This is a genomic window from Paenibacillus sp. LHD-38 (assembly GCF_031157315.1).
In the GTDB taxonomy this organism is placed as follows: domain Bacteria; phylum Bacillota; class Bacilli; order Paenibacillales; family Paenibacillaceae; genus Pristimantibacillus.
Genome location: NZ_JAVIFU010000030.1, coordinates 1 through 22069, shown reverse-complemented (window position 1 = coordinate 22069; position 22069 = coordinate 1). Strand labels below are relative to the sequence as shown.

Here is a 22069-nt window from a genome sequence, read left to right as displayed (position 1 = left end):
ATAAAAATAACAACGTTGTTAATTTGGGGTTAAAGGTGGTTTTATAGATGTTAGAATTACAAAATACTGTATCTGTCGTTATCGGTGGCAATGGCGTGTTAGGCAGTGCCATGTCTGCTGCGCTTGCGGAAGCAGGATCAAAAGTGGCGGTCGTTGGCAGGGACATGGAAAAAGCTCGGCTCGTTTGTGAGCAGATCGAACGGAATGGCGGAATCGCGATTCCTTTGCAGGCGGACGCGACAAAAAAAGAGGAACTGCAGTCGGTTTTGAATAAAGTGCTTGAATGGGGCGGCCGTGTGGATACGCTTGTTAATGCCTCGGGGACGAATAGCGCGACACCGTTTTTTGATCTCGAAATGGAGGAATGGGACCGGATTATGGATGTTAACCTCAAAAGCGTAGTTTTGGCCAGCCAGGTTTTTGGTAAAAGGATGATCGAGCAGGGGTATGGCGGCTCCATAATCAATATTTCTTCCGTATCCTCTTCGCCTCCGCTGTCCCGGGTATTTACTTACTCGGTATCGAAAGCTGGGGTAAATAGCGTAACCCAATATTTGGCCAGGGAGTTCGCTCCAAGCAAGGTAAGGGTTAACGCCATCATTCCCGGCTTCTTCCCGGCAGAACAAAACAAAAAAATCTTATCGCCGGACAGAGTGGAATCGATTATGAAGCACACACCAATGAACCGCTTCGGAGATCCGGAGGAACTTAAAGGAACCATTGTTTACTTGGCCTCAGCAAAAGCATCATCATTTGTCACCGGAGCGATGATCCGGGTTGACGGAGGGTTTGGAGCGATGACCATATGAGTAATTTACTTCGAAGTTTAGTTGAAAATACGCCTATACCGAAAATGGTGAAGATTCGTCAGTCGTTTGATGACACTATACTTGAGGATCCTATCGGAGAATTGATCGGGCGGCTGCTTACGGCCGATTCCATGACCGGGATTACTGCAGGACAGAGGGTTGCGGTGGCTGTAGGCAGCCGGGGAATTTCCAGAATCGATGAGCTCACAAAAACTGTTATTGACGAATTGAAGAGAATCGGCACCGAGCCTTTCATTGTGCCCTGTATGGGAAGTCATGGGGGAGCCACGGCAGAAGGGCAAACCGAGGTGCTTGCCCATCTGGGCATAGACGAGGAGCGAATGGGTTGTCCGGTTCGTTCATCGATGGAGGTCGTAGAGCTTGATCGCCTGCCGAACGGCTTGCCGATTTACTGTGACAAAATCGCCGCCACGGAGTCGGATGCGATCATCGTCATTAACCGCATCAAACCGCATACGGCTTTTCGAGGGGCGATTGAAAGCGGCATGTTTAAAATGATCTCGATCGGACTTGGGAAGCAAAAAGGAGCGGAGGCTTGCCATCAGCTGGGCTTCAAGTATATGGCTGAGAATGTACCGGCAATGGCTCGCGTGATGATCGAGAAGCTTCCGATCCGGTTTGGGGTAGCGGTCGTGGAAAATGCGTATGACCAAATCTGCCGGATTGAGGTTCTCGGAACGGATACGATGGAGGAACGAGAGAAGGAGCTGTTAATCGAAGCGAAGAGCCGACTCCCGCAAATCTTTTTCAATGATCTGGACGTTCTAGTTATTGATTACATCGGTAAAAATATTAGCGGTGACGGAGCGGATCCCAATATCACGGGCAGGTATCCGACGCCTTATGCGCATGGGGGACCTGAGGTGAACAAGATGGTCGTTCTCGACCTGACGCCAGAGTCCCAGGGCAATGCAAACGGAGTGGGCACAGCCGATTTCACGACAAGCAGACTAGTTAGCAAGACGGATTGGCCAGCTACTTACGCCAATGGACTAACCTCAACGGTCTGTGCGCCGACGAAACAAGCGACAACGCTTGAGAATGACCGCGATGCCATTAAGGCAGCGATCAAAACCTGCAACATTTTGGATTACACACAGTGCAAGCTGGTTCGTATTCGGGATACGCTGCATCTTGGAACGATTGAAATTTCCGAATCACTGCTTGAGGAAGCAAAAAGAAATCCGCGCATCGAGATTTTGGAAGGGCCTTACGAGTGGAAGTTCGACGAGGAAGGATTTTTGCCAAAATGAATGCGGATGCCAAAATAGTCATAGCCATTGATATCGGAACGACGAGCACGAAGACGTTGGCCGTCGACCTGACAGGACAGATCCTTGGAAGCCACTCGATTGAGTATCCGCTGCACACTCCGAGGCAAGGGTATGCCGAACAGGATCCCGATGTCATCTGCGAGGCTGTAATTGATAGTGTTGGTCATGTTATGAAGAAAGGCGGTTTTCAGGCTGGGGAAATACGGTGTGCTGCCTTTAGCTCGGCCAACCACAGCTTGATTCTGCTTGATGCGAACGGGCTTCCGCTCACGCCCAGCATCACCTGGGCGGATCTGCGCAGCGCGGCCCAGGCCGAGCGGTTGATGAATGACGGAACGGGATTATCGGTCTATTCGCGGACGGGCACGCCGATCCACCCGATGTCACCGCTCGTCAAGCTGGTCTGGATGAGGGAGGAACGGCCGGATCTATTTCATTCCGCGCATCATTTCGCCGGAATAAAGGAATATATTTTGAATAAGTTATTTGGAATTATGATGATGGACCATTCGATAGCAAGCGCTACCGGTTTATTTAATCTCGAGACGTTGACGTGGGATCAGGAAGCATTAATTCTGGCAGGCATTCGTGAGGATCAATTGCCCAAGCTTGTTCCTTCGACGGAGCGAATCGATGGGCTGAACAGTGAAGCGGCAGAACGGATGGGACTTGGTACGGACACGCCATTCATTCTCGGGGCGCAGGACGGAGTATTAGCCAATCTTGGAATTGGCGCGGTGGAGGAAGGTGTGCTGGCAGTGACGATTGGCACAAGCGGAGCTGTACGGACGACCGTAAAACGGCCTACTTTCGATGCGGATGGGAAACTGTTCTGCTACGCTTTGACGAAAGATCATTGGTTTGTCGGAGGACCTTCCAACAACGGTGCTATCGTAGCCAGGTGGATCTCGGATCGCCTCTACCCTGGGAAATCGATTGATGAGGTGCTTCCTTTAGCCGCTTCTGTGCCTCCAGGATCCAACGGCCTGCTCTTTCTGCCTCTCTTATCGGGAGAACGGGCTCCTTTCTGGGATGCCCAGGCCAAAGGTGTCATGTTCGGATTGACGCTTGCGCATAGGGAAACGGATATGCTTCGCGCTGCAATGGAAGGCGTTCTGTTTCAGATTACGGCAATCGTTTCCTTAATGAAGCAGGCAGGTGAAAAGCCTAAAGAGGTCAGGGCATCCGGAGGTTTTGCCCGTTCTGCCTTATGGTGCCAAATGATGGCCGACATGCTGGGCGTGCCCGTACGGGTACCCGAGTCAGTAGAAAGCTCAGGACTCGGAGCTGCTCAGCTTGGATTATACGCTATGGATGGCTGCCGCGGCCCGCTGCTGAGGTGGAAGGAGCAGAAAGGCAGCTTCTATGAACCCGATATGACCAATCATAAGCTTTATCAAAAAATACTTCCGCTATATTTAAGCTTATACGATCGATTGAAAGAGCCTATGAGGGAAATATCGAAACTGCAGCATATGTCGGTTGGATGAATTTAACGGAAGGCGGTGTCAATACTATGCATGATAAATACAGCAAGCTGCAGACGATTCTAACGGAAATGGAATCGGTTGTGGTGGCGTTCTCTGGAGGCGTTGACAGTACTTTTCTTCTGGATGCCGCAATAAAAACATTGGGAAGCGAGCGGGTCTTGGCGGTCACGGCCGACTCGGAAACCTATCCGACGGAAGAGCTTGAGGAAGCGATCCGGCTGGCGAAGAACATTGGCGCGACTCATAAGGTGATCGAAACGTCTGAATTAAGTATTCCTGGCTACAAAGAGAATAATGCAAACCGTTGTTATTTTTGCAAAAAGAGTCTATTCGAGCATATCGAGCCGTTCATCAAGGACGGAGCTTACCGCCATATCGTCTACGGGCTTATTGCGGATGACATGAATGAACATAGGCCTGGGGTTCAAGCGGCGAAAGAACGAGGCGTGCGGGGGCCTTTGCAGGAAGCCGGACTTTATAAGGAAGAAATCCGTGATCTCTCCCGTGAGCACGGTCTGCCGACTTGGGATAAGCCGTCATTCGCTTGTCTTTCCTCCCGGATTGCCTACGGCGAGACGATTACGATCGAGAAGCTTGGACGTGTTGGAGAAGCTGAACGCTATATTCGTTCACTAGGTTTTGGGCAAGTAAGGGTCAGGAGTCATGGCGATATCGCACGAATCGAAGTAGAGCCGAGAGCAATGGAGCAGCTCATTAGCCACGCCTCCATCATTTCAGAGCGATTGAAAGAGCTTGGATTTATCTACGTTGCGATGGATCTTTCCGGTTACCGCAGCGGCAGTATGAATAAAGTGCTTGAACTTGGGGGCTCGGCGATATGAATGAGTTTGAGGATCTTGGATTTTGTAAGCTGGATGTGGGGCGCAACGAGCGGACGGGACATCCGGAAGTCGTTTTTGGACAGGGAAAGACCGTGGATCAGGTTGAAACCATTTTCTCAAGGCTCGTTGAAATTCATGGCAGGGCGCTTGTCACCCGGGCAACGGCCGAGATGGCGGAGCGAGTGATCGCAAGGTACCCTGAGGCTCGTTATGATAGCGGATCTCGACTTATCTCGCTGGGTCAATCGGCACGCAAGCTCCCAGGAAAAGTGGCGGTTCTGACCGGAGGGACTTCGGATATACCGGTGGCGGAGGAAGCGGCAGGGACAGCGGAATGGATGGGCTGCGAGGTTGATCGTATCTTTGACGTCGGAGTCGCGGGAATCGATCGGCTTCTTAGCCAAAAGGAACGTATCCGGGAAGCGTCTGTTGTGATTGGGGTAGCCGGTATGGAGGGCGCCTTAGTCAGCGTTGTCGGAGGACTCGTCCGCAGGCCGGTTATAGCGGTGCCTACTTCTATCGGTTATGGCGCTAATCTTCAAGGGATTACAACGCTTCTTGCCATGATGACCTCCTGCGCCGCCGGCGTGACGGTCGTCAATATCGATAACGGCTTCGGGGCAGGGTTTCAAGCAGCAATGATTTTACAATTGGTAGCGGAGGGCACTTAGGATGAGGACGGTTTATTTGGATTGTATTTCTGGCATCGCAGGAGATATGGCACTATCCGCACTCGTGGACCTGGGTGCAAATACGGATTATATTATCAGCCATTTATCGAAATTACCGATCGATCCTTTCACGATGGAATTCGTAAAGGTCGACCGAAGAGGAATAACCGCGAAATGGCTGAAGCTAAGCTTCGATCACAGTGAGCATAACGTCGGACACGACCATCACCATCATGAGCATTCGCATGATCACGCACATAACCATCATCATGAGCATTCATATGCTCACACACACGATCACCATCATGAGCATTCGCACGCTCACACACATGACCATCATCATGAGCATTCACACGCTCACGCACATAACCATCATCATGAGCATTCGCATGTTCACACACATGACCATCATCATGAGCATTCGCATGAGCACAGAAAAGCATCTGACATCATGAGAATGATCGAGAGTTCAACGCTGCCGGATCGGGTGAAAGAGCGAAGTCTGTCCATCTTTCGCTTAATCGCTGAAGCGGAAGGCAAGATCCATGGCATGGACCCAGCCGATGTCCACTTTCATGAGGTAGGAGCGATGGATTCCATTTTGGATGTCATTGGCGTTTGCCTTGCACTGGAGAGCTTGGATGCTGGCAAAATCATTGTCTCTCCCGTACCAACGGGAACGGGCAGGCTGCGTATGGCCCACGGCTTATACCCGATTCCTGCTCCCGCGACGGCAGAATTGCTGCGAGGAGTGCCATTGTCTGAGTTCACGGCGAAAGGGGAATTGACAACGCCAACCGGTGCCGGGATTGTCAAAGCGCTGGCCTCAAGCTTTGGTCCATTGCCCGCAGGAACGATTGATCGAATCGGTTATGGCGCAGGTACAAAAAATTTCGATCATCCGAACGTTGTCAGAGCTGTTTTATACCAGCAAGAGCAAGAGAAAAGTTTTAACGAGACGATTGTCGTCCTCGAAGCACAGGTAGATGATTCAACGGGGGAGACGCTTGGTTTTGCCATGGAGAGGCTATTCGAAGCCGGAGCTCTCGATGTTTATCATACGCCGGTCTATATGAAAAAAAATCGTCCCGGCGTCCTTATCACCGTTCTATGCCATCCAGCAAACAGCGCACGTTGCGAGGAGACGATGCTTGCAGAAACATCGACTTTCGGCGTACGAAGAAGCGAATGGCAGCGCAAGGCGCTTGCACGCCGGTGGATTCAGGTGGAAACTCCTTTCGGATCGGTGAGAGTGAAGCAGGCTCTAGATGGAGAAAAAATCATTCGCCAATCGCCGGAATATGAGGATGCGGCTCAAGCCGCAAGAACGTACGGCATTCCTCTCGAAACTGTCTACAGCGAAGTCTATAAACAGCTCAGCGAATAGGAGTAGGGATAAAAGTGGAGTTAATAGGTTTGTTAGCTTTGTCTATACTGCTGGGTCTGCGCCATGGCATAGATTTGGACCATGTCGCAGCTTTAGCTGATATAACAGGAGGCAGCTCGGGCTCGAAGAAAGAGAGGATGAAGCTGTCTCTCTGGTACGCGGGCGGGCATGAAGCGGTCGTTTTCGTGCTTGGCTGCAGTATTCTTTTATTTGCTTGGACCGTGCCGATTTGGGCCGATCACTGGATGGGCAAGGCGGTAGGCATTACTTTGATCTTTATGGCAATCCTTATTTTGATTGGCAGAAGAAATGGGAGCGGTGTCTATTGGAGCCGCGGGATTGCTATATTTCAGAAGCTTAGGCGGAGAAACGACGAGCCGTTTACTTTTACGCGCCGGAATGTATTTACGGTCGGAGTCATCCATGGCATCGGTGCGGAAACGCCAACGCAGCTTCTTTTGTTCACCACGGTCGCCGGAGCAGCCGCAGCGAACCACGGTATGCTTGCGGTAGCCGCGTTTAGCATAGGATTGCTTCTCTCACACACACTTATAGCGATTGTCAGCCTTTGGTTTCATGATCTTGCCAAAAAAATTCGGCCGCTGCTTCCGGTTACGATGTATGCCGCTTGTTTATTCAGTTTTGTTCTCGGGGTAAGCTATTTGCTGGAGTAAGCGCGGCTTATTTTAACAACGTTGTTATTGATAGGATGCCTGTCATCCTTCTCTATATATGCAATTAAAATATTAAGCTCATTTGAACAAAGGGAGAGAAGTACTTGAATAAACAACAGATTGGTGTTATTGGCCTTGCTGTCATGGGGAAAAATCTGGCATTAAATTTGGAGAGCCGTGGATTTGAGGTTGCCGTCTTTAATCGATCTTATGAAAAAACAAAAGAGTTACTTGCAGAAGCTGACGGCCGAAAGCTATACGGATATGAATCTTTAGGGGACTTTGTCGCTTCGCTTGCGCTGCCAAGGAAAATCCTGTTGATGGTTAAAGCCGGGAATGCGACGGATGATACGATTAAACAGCTCCTTCCATTCCTGGGTAAAGAAGATATTATCATTGACGGCGGCAATTCGTACTTTGTTGATACACAGCGTAGAACGAAGGAGCTGGAGGCGCTAGGCATTCGTTTTATCGGTTCAGGCGTATCCGGCGGGGAGCAGGGCGCGTTGGAGGGACCCGCGATTATGCCGGGCGGAACCAAGGAGGCTTATGCACATGTTGAGCCATATTTGACCGCTATTTCTGCCAAAGTCGAGGGCGTGCCTTGCTGTACGTATATCGGGCCGGACGGAGCGGGCCATTATGTCAAAATGGTACACAACGGTATCGAATATGGGGACATGCAGCTGATATGCGAATCTTATCATCTGCTGAAAGAAGTCATCGGTGCAGAGCCGGAGGAGCTCCATCAAATTTTTAAGAAATGGAACGAGGGGGAGCTAAACAGCTACCTGATTGAGATTACGCAGGATATATTCACGAAGATCGATCCGGAAACGGGTAAAAGAGTGGTTGATATTATTAAGGATTCTGCAGGGCAGAAGGGCACGGGAAAATGGACATCGCAAAATGCTCTGGATCTGGGCGTTCCATTGCCTGTCATCACGGAGTCCGTGTTCATGCGTTATTTATCGTCTATGGGAGAAGAGCGCAAGATAGCCTCGGCGATGTTTGACAAGCCTGTTGTATCGAAATATAGCGGAAACCGGGATGATTTCATCGAGCTAGTGCGGAAAGCGCTGTATGCAAGCAAAATATGCTCCTATGCGCAAGGTTTCGCCCAAATGAAAATGGCTTCCGATACTTATCAATGGGACTTGAATTGCGGCAGCATTGCAATGATATTCCGCGGAGGCTGCATTATCCGTGCGCAATTCCTTGAAAACATTAAGAATGCCTTTGATCACGATGCGAATCTTCCGAACCTGCTCGTAGACAGCTATTTTAAACATATCGTGAATGACTATCAGCAAGCCTGGCGGGAAGTGGTTGCAGCCGCGGCGCTGAATGGCATCCCTGTACCTGCATTCGCTTCGGCATTATCCTACTTTGACGCGTACCGCACGGAGCATCTCCCTGCAAATCTGCTTCAAGCTCAGCGCGATTATTTCGGAGCCCATACGTTTGAGCGTATTGATAAAGACGGCAGTTATCACTATCAATGGAATAGCTAAGAAAAGGGGAAATGAAAATGAGTACACAAATGGATATGAGTTTGGTTGATCTTCGGCAGACGGTTGAGCGCTTGGCGCTTAGCACGCCCGTCACCGATATGCATACGCATTTATATGCGCCTGAATTCGGGAGTTTGCTTTTATGGGGCATTGATGAATTACTAACCTATCATTATTTGATTTCGGAGAGTTTCAGGTGGTCGGAGGAAGAGTACGACCACTTCTGGTCTATGACTAAGCGGGAGCAAGCGGATTGGATATGGAAATTGCTTTTCCTTGACCATTCACCAGTAAGCGAGGCGGCTACCGGATTTATAACGATTCTCAAACGGCTTGGACTGGACGTATCCTCTCGTAACCTTGACGATTACCGCCTAGCGCTAGAGAAACGCACGGTGCATGAACAGGTCGATACGGTCATGCAAATCGCGGGAATCGAGAAAATCGTGATGACTAACGACCCGTTCGACCCCGTAGAACGTCCTGTCTGGCAATCAGGGAAAGGTAAAACGGATCCACGGTTTTATGCAGCGCTTCGAGTGGATGCACTGCTCAATGATTGGCCTCATGCCGTGAGCGAGCTTCAAGGTCTAGGTTATGATGTACAGGCGGAGTGGACGGAACGGACGAAAGAGGAGACCCGCCGTTTTCTATCGGAATGGATCACTCGCATGGATGCGCTCTACCTTGCCGTGTCCATGACGGGCGATTTCACATATCCAGCCGATGATCATCGGAGCAAAATGATTGATGAGGTTATGATTCCGGTATGCCAAGAGCAAGACATTCCGTTTGCTCTGATGATTGGCGTTCGGAGAAAAGTGAATCCGTCACTGGGATTGGCAGGCGATATGAGTATGCAGTCCGACGTGTCGGCAGTGGAAGCGTTATGCCGCCGATACCCGGAGCAGAAGTTTCTTATTACGATGCTGGCAAGAGAAAACCAGCATGAGCTGACGGTGCTTGCCCGCAAGTTCCGTAATCTGATGATTTTCGGATGCTGGTGGTTTCTTCACATCGAGTCAATGGTCGAAGAAATGACGCGGTTCCGCTTAGAGCTTCTTGGGACATCGATGATTCCGCAGCACTCTGACTGCCGCGTCTTCGAGCAGCTGATCTATAAATGGGAGCATTCCAGAAGAATTATCGGGAATGTGCTGGCGGACAAATATGAGAAGCTGCATCACAGCGGCTGGACCGTTACGGAAGATGAAATACAAAGAGATCTGGATGATATGCTGAACCGGAATTTTTGGCGCTTTCTTGGGAAGAAGTAATAACTGTAAAAGGCTGGAATGATATACGAACGGGCGCAGCCGATGGCTGCGCCTTCTATATGTAAAGCTGTTCAGAGTTAAACAGATTCATAACCGACCAAAAAGACGTTTATTGCGCAAATTATTTTCAAAATAGAAAAAATATTGCCCTGTTTTTGAACTTCGCGCTCCCTATAATCAAATCATAGACGAACCGCAATCAGACAGCTTTCCATAGGGTTTGAAAGCGCTTTAAAGGCTTTGTGTCTATAATCCTACCTCTGTTGATCATCTTCATCATGGCCAAAAACAAATGAATACAGCAAGGCCATGGGAAGTGTCAAAAAATAGATTCATTCATTTAAGGGGGAAGTTGAATGATTAAGAATTGGATGAAGGGCTCTGCAATTGTTTTAACGACTGCAGCCATGCTACTGTCAGGCTGTTCCTCATCAACTGGAACGAAAGACACAAACGCCGGAAGCAATGCTGGGAGCAATAAGGAACCCGTCACGATTAAGGTTCATACGTGGTACAACCTTGAAAACGAGAAATTCGATGTTGTGAAAAGGGAATTCGAGAAACAGTATCCGAACATCAAAGTTGATTTCATATCCGCGGGGGATAATAATTCTAACGAACATGTGAAAAAAGTGGATTTGGCCGCAGCTTCAAACGAGGACATGGACGTCATCATGTTCTCTTCGCCCGCACACTACGTACAGCGGATCGCAGTCGGGATGTTAGAGCCTCTTGACGATTATTTAAATAATGAACAGCTCAAATTTGACGACGAATATGCCGTCAATACGCAAGAGAATGACAAGTATTATGGTCTGCCAGGAAAATCAGTGAGTTTCTTCGTGGCTATCAACGAAGACCATTTGAAGGAAGCTGGGCTGCCGCTTCCGACGGATTGGACTTGGGACGAATATCTGGAATATGCCAAGAAAATGACCAAACAGGATGGCGAGAAAAAACACTATGGCACCTACTTCCATACCTGGACTAATCCGTTTGCGATGCTCGGATTAGTTAGCAATACAGAAAATGGCTACTTGGTCACGGATGATAACAAATCTGCGAACATTATGAATCCGGCTATGCGTAAGTCGCTGGAAATTCGCTTGCAAGCAGAGAAGGAAAAATCGGCGACGCCTTACGCCGAGGTGCTTAGCCAAAAGATGAACTATCGCCCGCAATATTTCACGCAAGCTGCAAGTATGATAGCGACAGGCACGTTCTTTATTCCCGAAGTAGGTGGAACGGAAAAAGTGCCGGCGACGTTCAAAACGGTTTTCGCGCCGTATCCGAAAGTAAATAAAGAAGACCCTATGAATGCAACGATCTCATCTGATTATGTCACCATGTACAGCAAGTCGAAGCATAAAGAGGAAGCCTATACGTTCATCCGCTGGTTTACCACGGAAGGGCTTATGGTTCAGGGGCGAAATATTCCATCCTGGAAAAAGGCCAATATGGAAGAAGTGCTGGATAAGATTGTCTCTGCGACAGCTAATCCTGAAATGATTGACAAGGAATCCGTGTTGCACTTTTTGAAAAACAGCGTGATGATCCCAGCGAAAAACCCGCCTGCTTTTTCGGCAGAAGTAGAAAAAGTGATGCAAGAAGAGTTTGATCGCATGATGCTGCAGGGACAGGACATCGATAAGACTATGAATGCTGCCCAAGAAAGAATTCAAAAGGTGATTGATTCGAATCAATAACCAATGGAATTAATTCGTTCAATATCGCATTAACCCGGGGCGAAAAGGTGATTCTTACCGCGTGATGCGGGGAATCGCCTTTTCGTTCTTTTAGAAATGACTTCTCGCCAAGCTGTCGAATTTTGCGCAAATTATTTCTAATAGAGAAAAATTATTGCCCTGTATTCGAATGCAGTCCTCCCTATAATGAAACCATAGACGAAACAACATGAGGTGATCAAATTGGAACAAGTGCTGCATGAAACCGGAACCGCTAGAAATAAGGTTCCCCTAAAAAAACGAAAGAAATTTTTGCAGGACACGTTAGCCGGGTATTTGTTTATCGCGCCAATGCTAATTACGGCGACCATACTCACGATCATTCCGATTATACTTTCCGGAATAATCAGTTTTACCGATTGGAACTTTATTGCGGGCTTAAGCAATATCAAATTTATTGGATTAGATAACTATACAAAAATGGCTTCGGATGAAAATTTTATCCGGTCGTTAACCAACAATTTTGTTTTGATTCTAGTTATACCCGTCTCCTTATTTATCTCATTAGCTCTGGCGGTGCTCATCAATAAAGCAACCTACTTTAAAAGTGTTTTTAAAGTCATTTATTTCATGCCTTTCATATCTAGCTTTGTTGCCGTAGCCGTTCTGTGGCGGGTTTTATTCCATCCAAGCAGCGGACCCATTAACGGATTCCTGATGTCGCTCGGAATTGATCATCCGCCGGCTTGGCTGGCAGATCCGAACTTTGCTCTTATATCCGTCATGATTATTATGGTGTGGGCGGGGATAGGCTTTGAAATGATTATTTTCATGGCGGGGCTGCAAAACATTCCGGTTGACCTCTATGAAGCAGCTGACATCGATGGGGCAACGAAAATTCGTCAATTTTTCACAGTTACGATACCGCTGCTTTCGCCAACGACGTTCTTCCTGCTCATTACCGGCATTGTCGGTTCTTTTAAGGTGTTTGATCTGATTATGATCTTAACGAATGGCGGGCCTGCGGGATCGACGTCCGTCATCGTGTTCTACTTGTATGAAGTCGCTTTCATTCAATTGAAATCCGGCTATGCGTCGGCGATTGGCATCGCACTTCTTCTTTTAATTCTGGCAATCACCGTCGTGCAATGGATCGGCCAGAAGAAATGGGTAAATTACTAGGGGGGATTCCTATGAGCTCGTTGCGTTTTAGCCGTATTATTGTGACTTTATTAATGAGTGCCGCAGGAATCATGTTCGTCATGCCATTCCTATGGATGCTCTCCGCTTCCTTCAAGCCGGAGCTTGATGTGCTGGCTTATCCTATTCAATGGATTCCGAAAAATTGGAATATCGTTGAAAATTACCGGGAAGTTTGGTTGGGCTCGCTGCCCTTCAGCTTGTACTATTGGAACACGATCAAGATTACCATACTGACCACCGTGTTCTCCCTGATTATTTCAGCAATGGCTGCGTACGGTTTTTCAAAAATTTCATTCAAGGGGCGCGATTTGCTGTTCATCGTTATTCTCGCTACATTCATGATTCCGAGTCAAGCGATCTTAGTGCCACAATTTATTATGTACCGTTGGTTAGGCCTATTTGACAGTCATGCCGGCTTAGTGTTGTTGAGCGGTTCCTCCGTGATCGGGACTTTCCTGCTTAGACAATTTTATATGAGTATTCATAACGAAATTATCGAGTCGGCGCGCATAGACGGGGCCAACCATTGGACCATCTTTGTACGAATTACGCTGCCGTTAGTAAAATCAGCTTTGGCTACCGTAATGATTCTGCGTTTTATATGGACATGGAACGATTATCAGAATCCGTTGATTTTCCTGCGGTCAGATCATTTGTATACACTTCAGTTAGGGATGACGAAATTTTCCGACGTGAATGGAGAGTTTTATTCGCTCATGATGGCAGGTGCCGTATCTGCTATCCTGCCATTGCTGATCATCTTCATCTTCGGTCAAAAACATGTTATTGAAGGTGTGGCTTCAGGCAGCGTCAAAGGATAGAAAAGAGAAACCAGGGGGAAACGACATGATTAAGAAATGGATGACGAGTTCGACCATCGTATTTATGGCTGCGGTATTATTTTTGGCAGGCTGTTCCTCATCATCGGGAACGAATGAAACAAATGCCGGGACCGTTAAAGACAAGGATGAAAAACAGGTCACGATTAAGGTTCACACCTGGTACAATCTAAAGGCTGAAAATTTCGATATCGTGAAGCAGGCGTTCGAGAAACAGTATCCGAACATCAAAGTAGAATTCGTATCGGCAGGAGATAACAATGCCACCGAACAAGTGAAAAAAGTCGATTTGGCCGCAGCTTCTGGTGAAGACATGGACGTCATCATGTTCTCACAGCCTTCTTTTTACGTGCAGCGGGTCGAGCTCGGCATGATCGAGCCGCTTGATGATTATTTGAACAAAGAGGGAATCAAATTTGAGGATGAATATAGTGTCAATACGCAAGAGAACGGCAGAATCTACGGTCTGCCAGGGAAATCGGTCAATATGCTCGTTGCGATTAACGAAGATCATTTGAATGAAGCGGGACTGCCAATTCCGACAGATTGGACTTGGGACGAGTATCTCGACTATGCCAAGAAAATGACAAAACTCGGCGACGGGAAAAAACGGTATGGAACGTATTTCCATAGCTGGACTAATCCGTATGCTATGATTGGGCTCGTGAACCAACCTCAAAACGCCTACCTTGTCACGGACGATGGCAAATCGGCCAATATTATGAATCCGATTATGCTTAAATCGCTGGAAGTGCGCTTGCAAGCAGAGAAGGACAAATCGGCAACTCCTTACACCGAGGTGGTTAGCCAAAAGCTGAACTATCGTCCTCAGTATTTCAATGAAGACGCGAGTATGATCGTGACAGGAACGTTCTTCCTTCCCGAGACGGGGGGCACAGAAAAAGTGCCGGCTGCGTTCAAAACGGTATTTGCGCCATATCCAAAAGTAAATAAAGAAGATCCGATCACGACATCCGTATCAGCAGATATATTGACGATGTACAGTAAGTCCAAGCATAAAGAGGAAGCGTATACGTTCATCCGTTGGTTTACAACAAATGGGCTCGTGGAGCAGGGCAGGAATATTCCATCCTGGAAAAAAGCCAATATGGAAGAGGTCCTAGATAAAATTATCGCTGCAACGTCCAGCCCTGAAATGATTGACAAGGAATCGGCGTTGAACTTTTTGAAAAACAGCGTGATGGTACCCGTCGTAAATCCACCAGCCTACTCAGCTGAAGTAGAGAAAATGATGCAGGAAGAATTCGATAAAATGATGCTTCAAGGCCAAGACATCGAAAAAACGATGAATTCGGCGCAGGGGAGAATTCAAAAACTGATTGATTCGAATCAATAATTACTCCCATGGAAATATACAACCTAGAGGTCATTTTATTGAAGGATAGAAGTGAATAGTTAACTAAGCTGGAGCAGCCTTTACGGTGCTCTAGCTTTCGTCAGTTTATAGGGAAAGGAGTGCATCGAATGAAAATCAACTTCTTGAGAAAACTGTCGCTTAGGCAAAAACTGATCGCGACATCCATGGCTTGTTTGATGGTTCCTACGCTTATTATGCTGTATAACACGAGCTTGTTTTCACAACAAATCATTCGCGAACAAGCATTGAACAGCGCGAATCAGTCGTTAAGAATTATTCAGTACCAAATTCACAGCATTATCGAAGAAATGGTTGAAGTATCGAATAGAGTTCAATTCAATGATGAGCTAAAGATCTTACTCCGAAGTCCGGAAGAACCGTTAAACACCATGTCAATTACAGCCCTACTTGAACAGATGGCGAGCGCCCGGCCGGATATCCGCCTCACTTTGCTCACAAAGGATGGACGTTATTACTCCAACTATTCTTATTACGAGTTTGATCCTACCTCTTTTCGCAAGCTGCCATGGTTCAAGAGCTTATCTGGATTATCGCCGTTCGAAAACATGTATTTGGGTGTACAACCCAATTATTTGAAATTTCAGGCAGAGGAAGATCCCTATGTGATCATGACAGCCCGCGCATTGACAGATTATTCCGCAGAGCCGTTCGCCTATTTGATTGTCAGCCGTTCGGAAAATACGGTTAGCGATATGATTGATAACCTGACTGAAGACATCTATTTATTGGATCAGAATCAACGGATTCTATCTTTCCGCGACGACAGTTATATCGGCAAAAACTTCAGCAGCCTTATGTCGGCAAGGACAAGCGGTTCACCTGAAATGATTAACATTGCAGGTGAAAATCAAATTTATGTATCGATGCCCGTACAATACGCCGATTGGTCATTGGTTAGCTTGATCCCCTACGAGCAATTAACGGACAAAGTAAACCGGATATATCGATCAGGTCTGCTGCTGCAAATCTTGTTTGCCACGGGGTTTCTGCTTTTTCTTACCTATTTACTCCGTAAATTTACCAAACCGATAAAAATTTTAGGTGATGTAGCGCTCAAGGTAGAATCAGGTGATATGCAAATCCGATCTAATGTGAGGGCAGGGGATGAAGTAGGACGACTTGGCAAATCCTTTGATCATATGCTCGACCGCATCTCGGAGATGATCGAGCAAATAAAGCTGGAGCAAGAGCTTAAGAGACAAGCGGAGCTTGCGATGCTGCAGGTACAAATTAATCCGCATTTCTTATTTAATGTCCTAAGTTCGATTCGATTAAAGCTGCTTCTCAAGGGTGATGATGAGAATGCCGAGCTGGTCGGATCGTTATCTTCGCTGCTGCGGGCAACCCTCTCCACCCAGCAGGAATTTGTTCCTTTGCTAACCGAAATCGAAATTACCCAGCAGTATATGGAGCTGATGAACTTTTCTTTGCGGCATCAGATCGAGTCAACGATCGAAATCAATGCGGAGCTGCATATGGAAACCGTTCCAAGATTTATTCTCCAGCCTATTATCGAGAATTGCTATAAGCACGGTTTTTCAAAGCGAGGCGGTATCATTTCTATCCGTGTGGAAAAAACGGAAGAAGCTATACACATCACGATTAAAGATAATGGCGCCGGTATGAGCGTTGACACATTGGAACACATAAATGTTGGCTTAAAGCGCAGTAAGCTGCAAATCATGGAGAGATATGATCGAAACGAAGGAACACCGGCGGGGATAGGGCTGACGAATGTGTATGATCGGCTAAAATTAATATATGGCGATTATTTTCAGATGATAATGGAAAGCGAATATCAAAAAGGGACGACGGTTCTATTCATTTTCCCCGCTACCGTATTGGAGGGAAACCAAAATGTATAAAGTAATCATTGCAGATGATCACATGCCGGTTCTTGAATATTTGAGAGCCAAGCTCCCATGGGAGGAGCTGGGATTAGAACTCATAGCGGCCTGTTCGGATGGGGAGGAAGCACTTCAAGCATGCAAGAGCCAACCGCCTGATATCTTAATCACGGATATCGGGATGCCAATCATGAATGGTTTAGAGTTAATTGAAGAAGCGCGCAAGCTAAATCCCGGTCTTAAGACGGTCATTTTATCCTGCCATGAAGAATTTCATTTTGCGCAGCAAGCGGTAAAACTGAATGTAAATGATTATATTTTGAAAGAAACGATGCATATCGAACAGTTATCGGACATTGTAAACCAGCTCATTTTGCAGCTTGAAAAAGAAAAAGCGATACAAAACGATCATCAGAAGCTGCAAGCCATCGTCTCGCATGGTCTCTCATCGCTAAAAACAACATTTTTGCAATCGCTGATCGACCAGCCTTTATGGGATGAGAAGGAGTGGGAGCAGAGAGCCGAGAGTTTGGGCATTCATCTAACGGCTGGCGGCCGCTATTTGCCTGTGCTTTGCAAACTTGAGCGTTTCTCGGATTTAGAGGATCGTTTTGGAGGAGCGCATCAGATCCGTTTTGTTGCGGAAAACGCGTTGAACGAATCTGTTCAAATGGCTGATCCTATCGTGTTAACCCTTAATGAGAGAACTTTTTACATTCTATATCCTTTTCCGAAGTCGATTAAAGTAAATACAAAGGGTATGATAACCGACGATTTGCTGATGGTCCAAAAAAAATTCCTTCGCAGCTTGAAAATCGGGGTCTCTTTTTATTTGGGCGAAGGCTTTGATTCAATGACAACGTTGAAGAAGCAGATTAGATTACTGTTAAACACCCAGACGTTCCGCTTCTATTCGGGGGAGCACTGTATTCTAAATGTGCAGCCGATGGAGCCGACAGAGAATGAACTATTTGTTCACTATATCGAGGCAGTAAATGATATGAGAAAGGGTATACAATCGGACGATGCGGAGCTTCTGAAGAGCATGGTCGGAAAATGGTCGAAGCATATTGAATCGCAGAGGTATCCCGTAGATTCCGTGCGCGGCTGGGTGCTGAAAATCGTATCTGACATCGAGCTGAAGTATTCCGTTATACATCATTTTTTGACGAATTACAATGCGGAATTGCTGCAGCAAAAAATTTATGCCATGGATACGCTGGACCATCTTGGAGATTGGTTATATCATTTTCTGATTGATAAGATGGACTCGGTCAGAGTAAGCAAGGATCAATCCATTCGTAAAGAAATCGCTGAAGCGCAAAGATATGTGCACATGCATTTAAACGAAAAAATCGGTATGGATGAAATGGCAAGAAGATTAAATCTAAATCCTACGCACTTCAGCCGCATTTTCAAAAAAGAAACCGGTGAAACCTTTGTTGAATTCGTTACCAAAAGAAAAATGGAGAAGGCTCAAGAGCTGCTGGATAAATCCAATCAAACGATTGAGCAAATCTCGCAAGAGCTTGCTTATGACAATTCCAGTTACTTCAATAAGTTATTTCGTGCATACTCCGGCATGTCGCCGAATGAATACCGTAAAAATATTTAGTATGCGATTCCAGTATCGATTGACTGCGTTCCCTTTAGCTGATCGGATCCTGCAGCAAAGAGCCAGCAATCAAAGCTAATGTTTGCTTGTATATTGCATAGGCCGAGGAACAGTTTGCTACTGATATGCTCCCCTTACGGTGCTTGTTCGTATGCGAGATTGTTATTAAACTAACGGGTAAAACGATAGCTGAATAAAGAAAGGCACCGCGGCAGCTGGCCAAAACGATCGGTTGCCTTTTCCACGCTAACGGGCAGGATAGTTTAAATGACAAGAGAATATATCTAGTGAGATTGAATTCTTTTGAGAGGAGTGAAATAATGCCACCTAAGGCAATTCTTTTTGACCTAGATGAAACTTTGACGGATAGAAACAAATCGCTCATGAGGTATAGTATTGAGTTTTTACAAATCTTTAAAAGTTATTTTACGGATGTATCTTCTGAAGATCTCTATCAGTTATTGAAAAGTGCAGACGAAAATGGTTACCGATTGAGAGACGATGTTTTTGCCCAACTCGTTGAGGAGCTTCCTTGGGCACATAAGCCGCTTGAAACTTTTCAAATTAGTGAGCATTGGGCATCAAGATTTCCCTTTTGTAGTGTTGCAACAACCGGGTTGTATAAAGTTTTAGATACCCTAAAATCTAGTGGCATTATACTCGGGATTATTACAAACGGTGGCACTTTCTCGCAGAACAACAAAATTGATGCTTTAGGTATTCGTGATTATCTTGATACGATTATTATTTCTGAAACAGTTAAAGTGAAGAAACCCGATAGCGATATTTTTGCTATTGCACTTGAAAAAATAAATGTCAGTGCCTCTGAAACATGGTATATAGGGGATAATCCAGCTAATGATGTTATTGGTTCATATACTGCTGGATTAACCCCTGTCTGGATACGCGGCATTCATCCGTGGCTTGAAGGACATGATGAACCCTTATACCAAATAGATTCAATTAAACAGGTTTTATCGTTATTACCATCCTGAACCGTGTGTCTTAACCATTGAGCTAACGAAGAACGAGAGCTTAATGAATCACATCACAAACGAAGCTGGTGTGATTTTGAAAAGGAGGTTTAGCCCTATGTACAAGGCAATAATTGATGAAGATACATACATGTCTATTCTTGAAGAGAGACATTCTCAAGAACTATTTGATTTAATTAATAGTAGTCGTGAGTCCATAAGACAATGGCTTGAATTCCCTGATAAAACCAATAGCGTCGACGATACGAAAGCTTTTATTAGCAGATCTTTAAATAGGTTTGCAAATAATAATGGATACTGGGCCGGGATATGGCATAAGGGGCAGATTGCGGGATCCATAGGTTTTTTAAGGATAGACTGGGATGCTCAACGAACAGAAATAGGGTACTGGTTAGGCTCGAAATTCGAGGGAATCGGTCTTATGTCAAAAGCATGTAATGTTCTCGTAGTTCACGCATTCAATGATTTGAATTTGCGAAAAATTGAGATCGGTGTAGCGACGAACAACATCAAGAGTCGTGCTATTCCTGAACGTCTAGGATTTACTCAGGAGGGAACTATTAGGAATTATGAGCAGTTACATACCCAGTTTCTTGATAGGGTAATTTATGGGCTTATCAAAGACGAATGGCAGCAACAAAATGCATGAATCATAAATGTGTGATCGTTCAACTAACGGGTAACGATAGTTGAAAAACAGAAGTAGATGAGCAGGTGCTGCGGTGGCCTGCTCATTTTATTAAGCTAACGGGCAGCTTTGTCGGTCAGATCGAATTATCTATATTGGATGCTGTGCTTCGTTTGGTTCAATTGCTCGATACTCCTCAAGACAATAGTTTTGTTAGACTTTTGTCTGAGTCAATTTTTAATATTAATTATAATGTACATCATCATAATTATGCTTCCACTCTAATATACCATCAAACTTACAACCGCAATTTTTAATCCTGTTATAATCTTCATCGGTTGCATCGTAGTTTATTGTCATTGTTGAACCGCATTGATTACATTCCCATACATACCATATATCCAAGATTGATCCTCCTATTATGAGTTCTTTTTAAGATCATTTCCAAATTGTAAAGTATATATAATTGTATTTTATAGTTAATGTGGTATCGCAACCTTAAGAAAGCGGTGATCATGATTCTTGTTGCAGCAAATATTTTGTTGTAAAACATTTAGGGTATTCAGGCTAAGATTAAAAAGGATGCCTTATTAAAAGGCATCCTCAGGCTGTCGAGAAAGTCTCGACGGCCTTGTTTATGTTCAAATAATTTAACACGACACCGCGTTAATTTAGTATAATTATATTAACTCATTCGATCGGAAGGTGTTAGATATGCTGCGTTCTAATCGCGATAAACAGCAACATTTTGAATTGGTTTCTATTGAGGATTTAGTGCCTGCCGATCATATGCTTCGCAAAATCGATAAGTACATCGACTTCTCCTTTGTTGATGAAAAGGTCCGTCATCTTTACTCTCAGGATAATGGACGTCCTGCCATTGATCCACTTGTACTCTTTAAGATGATCTTTTTAGGCTATTTTTACGGCATTCGTTCGGAGCGCCAACTGGAACGCGAGGTTCAAACCAACCTGGCTTATCGCTGGTTTTTGGGATTGGGATTAACGGATCGTGTGCCAGACCACACGACCATTAGCTGGAACCGCCGGACTCGCTTCAAGGATACGACTGTCTTTCAAGACATCTTTGATGAAATTGTGATGCAAGCGATCTCTCATCGCATGGTAGGCGGTCGTGTGCTGGTTTCCGATTCTACACACGTAAAAGCGAATGCAAATAAAAAGAAGCACACGAAAGAACAGGTACAGCAGAACACACGAGACTATTTAGATGAACTGAATGCTGCCATTGAAGCTGACCGGAAAGCACATGGAAAAAAGCTTTAAAACCACGAGAGGAGGTGAACGAAGACAAAGAAGTGAAGGTGAGTACGACGGACCAAGACAGCGGCTATATGATGCGAGATGGGAAACCGGAGGGCTTCTTTTATCTGGATCACCGTACCGTCGATGTGAAGTACAATCTCATAACCGATGTTTTCGTCACAGCAGGAAATGTACATGATTCTGTGCCATACCTCTCTCGTTTAGATCGTCAAAGTGAACGATTTGGTTTTCATGTAGAAGCAGTTGCTTTAGATTCAGGTTATTTGACAGCACCTATCTGTAAAGGACTTGAAACGCGTAAAATTTTTGGGGTTATTGCACATCGTCGTTTCCATTCCACACAAATTTTGTACCACAAATGGCAATTTACATACGATAAAGAACGAGATTTGTATGTCTGTTCACAAAAACAAGAGCTTCACTACCGAACAACTGACCGGAAAGGCTACCGGCACTATGCCTCGGATCCTGGGAAGTGTGCGAGTTGCCCTATCTATTTAGCCCCTATTTAGACTTGGACAGTACACCCCTTACTTAGATACAATGAAATCAAGCGGAGGGGAACGAGATATGAAGAAGAAGCAGTACGACTTAAACTTCAAGAAAATGGTT

Annotated in this window: 18 protein-coding genes and 1 pseudogene; 18 read left to right on the top strand and 1 reads right to left on the bottom strand. The window is 45.9% G+C overall.

Features of this window, described 5'->3' with window-relative positions; all coding sequences use genetic code 11:
- Window positions 1-47 precede the first annotated feature (47 nt).
- The 17 genes from RCO25_RS22555 (at window position 48) to RCO25_RS22475 (ending at window position 20191) form a co-directional block, all read left to right on the top strand.
- A complete protein-coding gene (locus tag RCO25_RS22555) occupies window positions 48-809 on the top strand; it encodes an SDR family oxidoreductase (RefSeq protein WP_308998377.1) in 762 nt (253 codons plus the stop codon).
- Entirely contained in the window at window positions 806-2083 is a 1278-nt protein-coding gene (locus RCO25_RS22550) for a nickel pincer cofactor-dependent isomerase, group 22 (protein WP_308998376.1), read from the top strand. Before RCO25_RS22555 ends, RCO25_RS22550 begins: the two co-directional genes overlap by 4 nt.
- Window positions 2047-3594, top strand: a complete 1548-nt coding sequence (locus RCO25_RS22545; RefSeq protein ID WP_308998375.1) for a gluconokinase — start codon at window positions 2047-2049, stop codon at window positions 3592-3594. The genes RCO25_RS22550 and RCO25_RS22545 overlap by 37 nt, the downstream gene beginning before the upstream one ends.
- Before the next feature lie 26 nt (window positions 3595-3620).
- Window positions 3621-4436 (top strand): ATP-dependent sacrificial sulfur transferase LarE, encoded by an 816-nt coding sequence (gene larE, locus RCO25_RS22540; protein WP_308998374.1) that lies wholly within the window; start codon window positions 3621-3623, stop codon window positions 4434-4436.
- Window positions 4433-5107 carry a nickel pincer cofactor biosynthesis protein LarB gene (gene larB / locus RCO25_RS22535; protein ID WP_308998373.1) on the top strand — a complete coding sequence of 225 codons (675 nt, stop codon included), beginning with the start codon at window positions 4433-4435 and terminating at the stop codon, window positions 5105-5107. The genes larE and larB overlap by 4 nt, the downstream gene beginning before the upstream one ends.
- Before the next feature lies 1 nt (window position 5108).
- On the top strand, window positions 5109-6494 hold the full coding sequence (gene larC / locus RCO25_RS22530) for a nickel pincer cofactor biosynthesis protein LarC (RefSeq protein WP_308998372.1): 1386 nt from the start codon (window positions 5109-5111) through the stop codon (window positions 6492-6494).
- 14 nt (window positions 6495-6508) lie between these two features.
- On the top strand, window positions 6509-7168 hold the full coding sequence (locus tag RCO25_RS22525) for a HoxN/HupN/NixA family nickel/cobalt transporter (protein ID WP_308998371.1): 660 nt from the start codon (window positions 6509-6511) through the stop codon (window positions 7166-7168).
- Window positions 7169-7272: 104 nt separating this feature from the next.
- Window positions 7273-8682, top strand: a complete 1410-nt coding sequence (gene gndA / locus RCO25_RS22520; protein ID WP_308998370.1) for an NADP-dependent phosphogluconate dehydrogenase — start codon at window positions 7273-7275, stop codon at window positions 8680-8682.
- 17 nt (window positions 8683-8699) lie between these two features.
- On the top strand, window positions 8700-9959 hold the full coding sequence (locus RCO25_RS22515) for a glucuronate isomerase (RefSeq protein WP_308998369.1): 1260 nt from the start codon (window positions 8700-8702) through the stop codon (window positions 9957-9959).
- Between the two features lie 356 nt (window positions 9960-10315).
- On the top strand, window positions 10316-11665 hold the full coding sequence (locus RCO25_RS22510; protein ID WP_308998368.1) for an ABC transporter substrate-binding protein: 1350 nt from the start codon (window positions 10316-10318) through the stop codon (window positions 11663-11665).
- 222 nt (window positions 11666-11887) lie between these two features.
- Entirely contained in the window at window positions 11888-12826 is a 939-nt protein-coding gene (locus RCO25_RS22505; RefSeq protein ID WP_374992149.1) for a carbohydrate ABC transporter permease, read from the top strand.
- A gap of 11 nt (window positions 12827-12837) precedes the next feature.
- Complete coding sequence (locus tag RCO25_RS22500; RefSeq protein ID WP_308998367.1) at window positions 12838-13668, top strand: carbohydrate ABC transporter permease; 831 nt, start codon at window positions 12838-12840, stop codon at window positions 13666-13668.
- A gap of 25 nt (window positions 13669-13693) precedes the next feature.
- A complete protein-coding gene (locus RCO25_RS22495) occupies window positions 13694-15043 on the top strand; it encodes an ABC transporter substrate-binding protein (protein WP_308998366.1) in 1350 nt (449 codons plus the stop codon).
- A 128-nt stretch (window positions 15044-15171) separates the two neighbouring features.
- Window positions 15172-16950 (top strand): sensor histidine kinase, encoded by a 1779-nt coding sequence (locus RCO25_RS22490; RefSeq protein ID WP_308998365.1) that lies wholly within the window; start codon window positions 15172-15174, stop codon window positions 16948-16950.
- The gene (locus RCO25_RS22485; RefSeq protein ID WP_308998364.1) at window positions 16943-18547 is read left to right on the top strand and encodes a helix-turn-helix domain-containing protein; all 1605 of its coding nucleotides are present in this window, start codon (window positions 16943-16945) and stop codon (window positions 18545-18547) included. The genes RCO25_RS22490 and RCO25_RS22485 overlap by 8 nt, the downstream gene beginning before the upstream one ends.
- Window positions 18548-18867: 320 nt before the next feature.
- On the top strand, window positions 18868-19542 hold the full coding sequence (locus tag RCO25_RS22480) for an HAD family hydrolase (protein WP_308998363.1): 675 nt from the start codon (window positions 18868-18870) through the stop codon (window positions 19540-19542).
- 97 nt (window positions 19543-19639) lie between these two features.
- A complete protein-coding gene (locus RCO25_RS22475; RefSeq protein ID WP_308998362.1) occupies window positions 19640-20191 on the top strand; it encodes a GNAT family N-acetyltransferase in 552 nt (183 codons plus the stop codon).
- Between the two features lie 222 nt (window positions 20192-20413).
- Here the strand turns inward: RCO25_RS22475 and RCO25_RS22470 are convergent, their stop codons facing one another.
- Entirely contained in the window at window positions 20414-20575 is a 162-nt protein-coding gene (locus tag RCO25_RS22470) for a hypothetical protein (RefSeq protein ID WP_308998361.1), read from the bottom strand.
- Window positions 20576-20884: 309 nt separating this feature from the next.
- Between RCO25_RS22470 and RCO25_RS22465 the strand changes: the two are divergent.
- Window positions 20885-21951, top strand: a pseudogene (locus RCO25_RS22465) (IS1182 family transposase); the annotation flags it as partial.
- Between the last annotated feature and the right edge of the window lie 118 nt (window positions 21952-22069).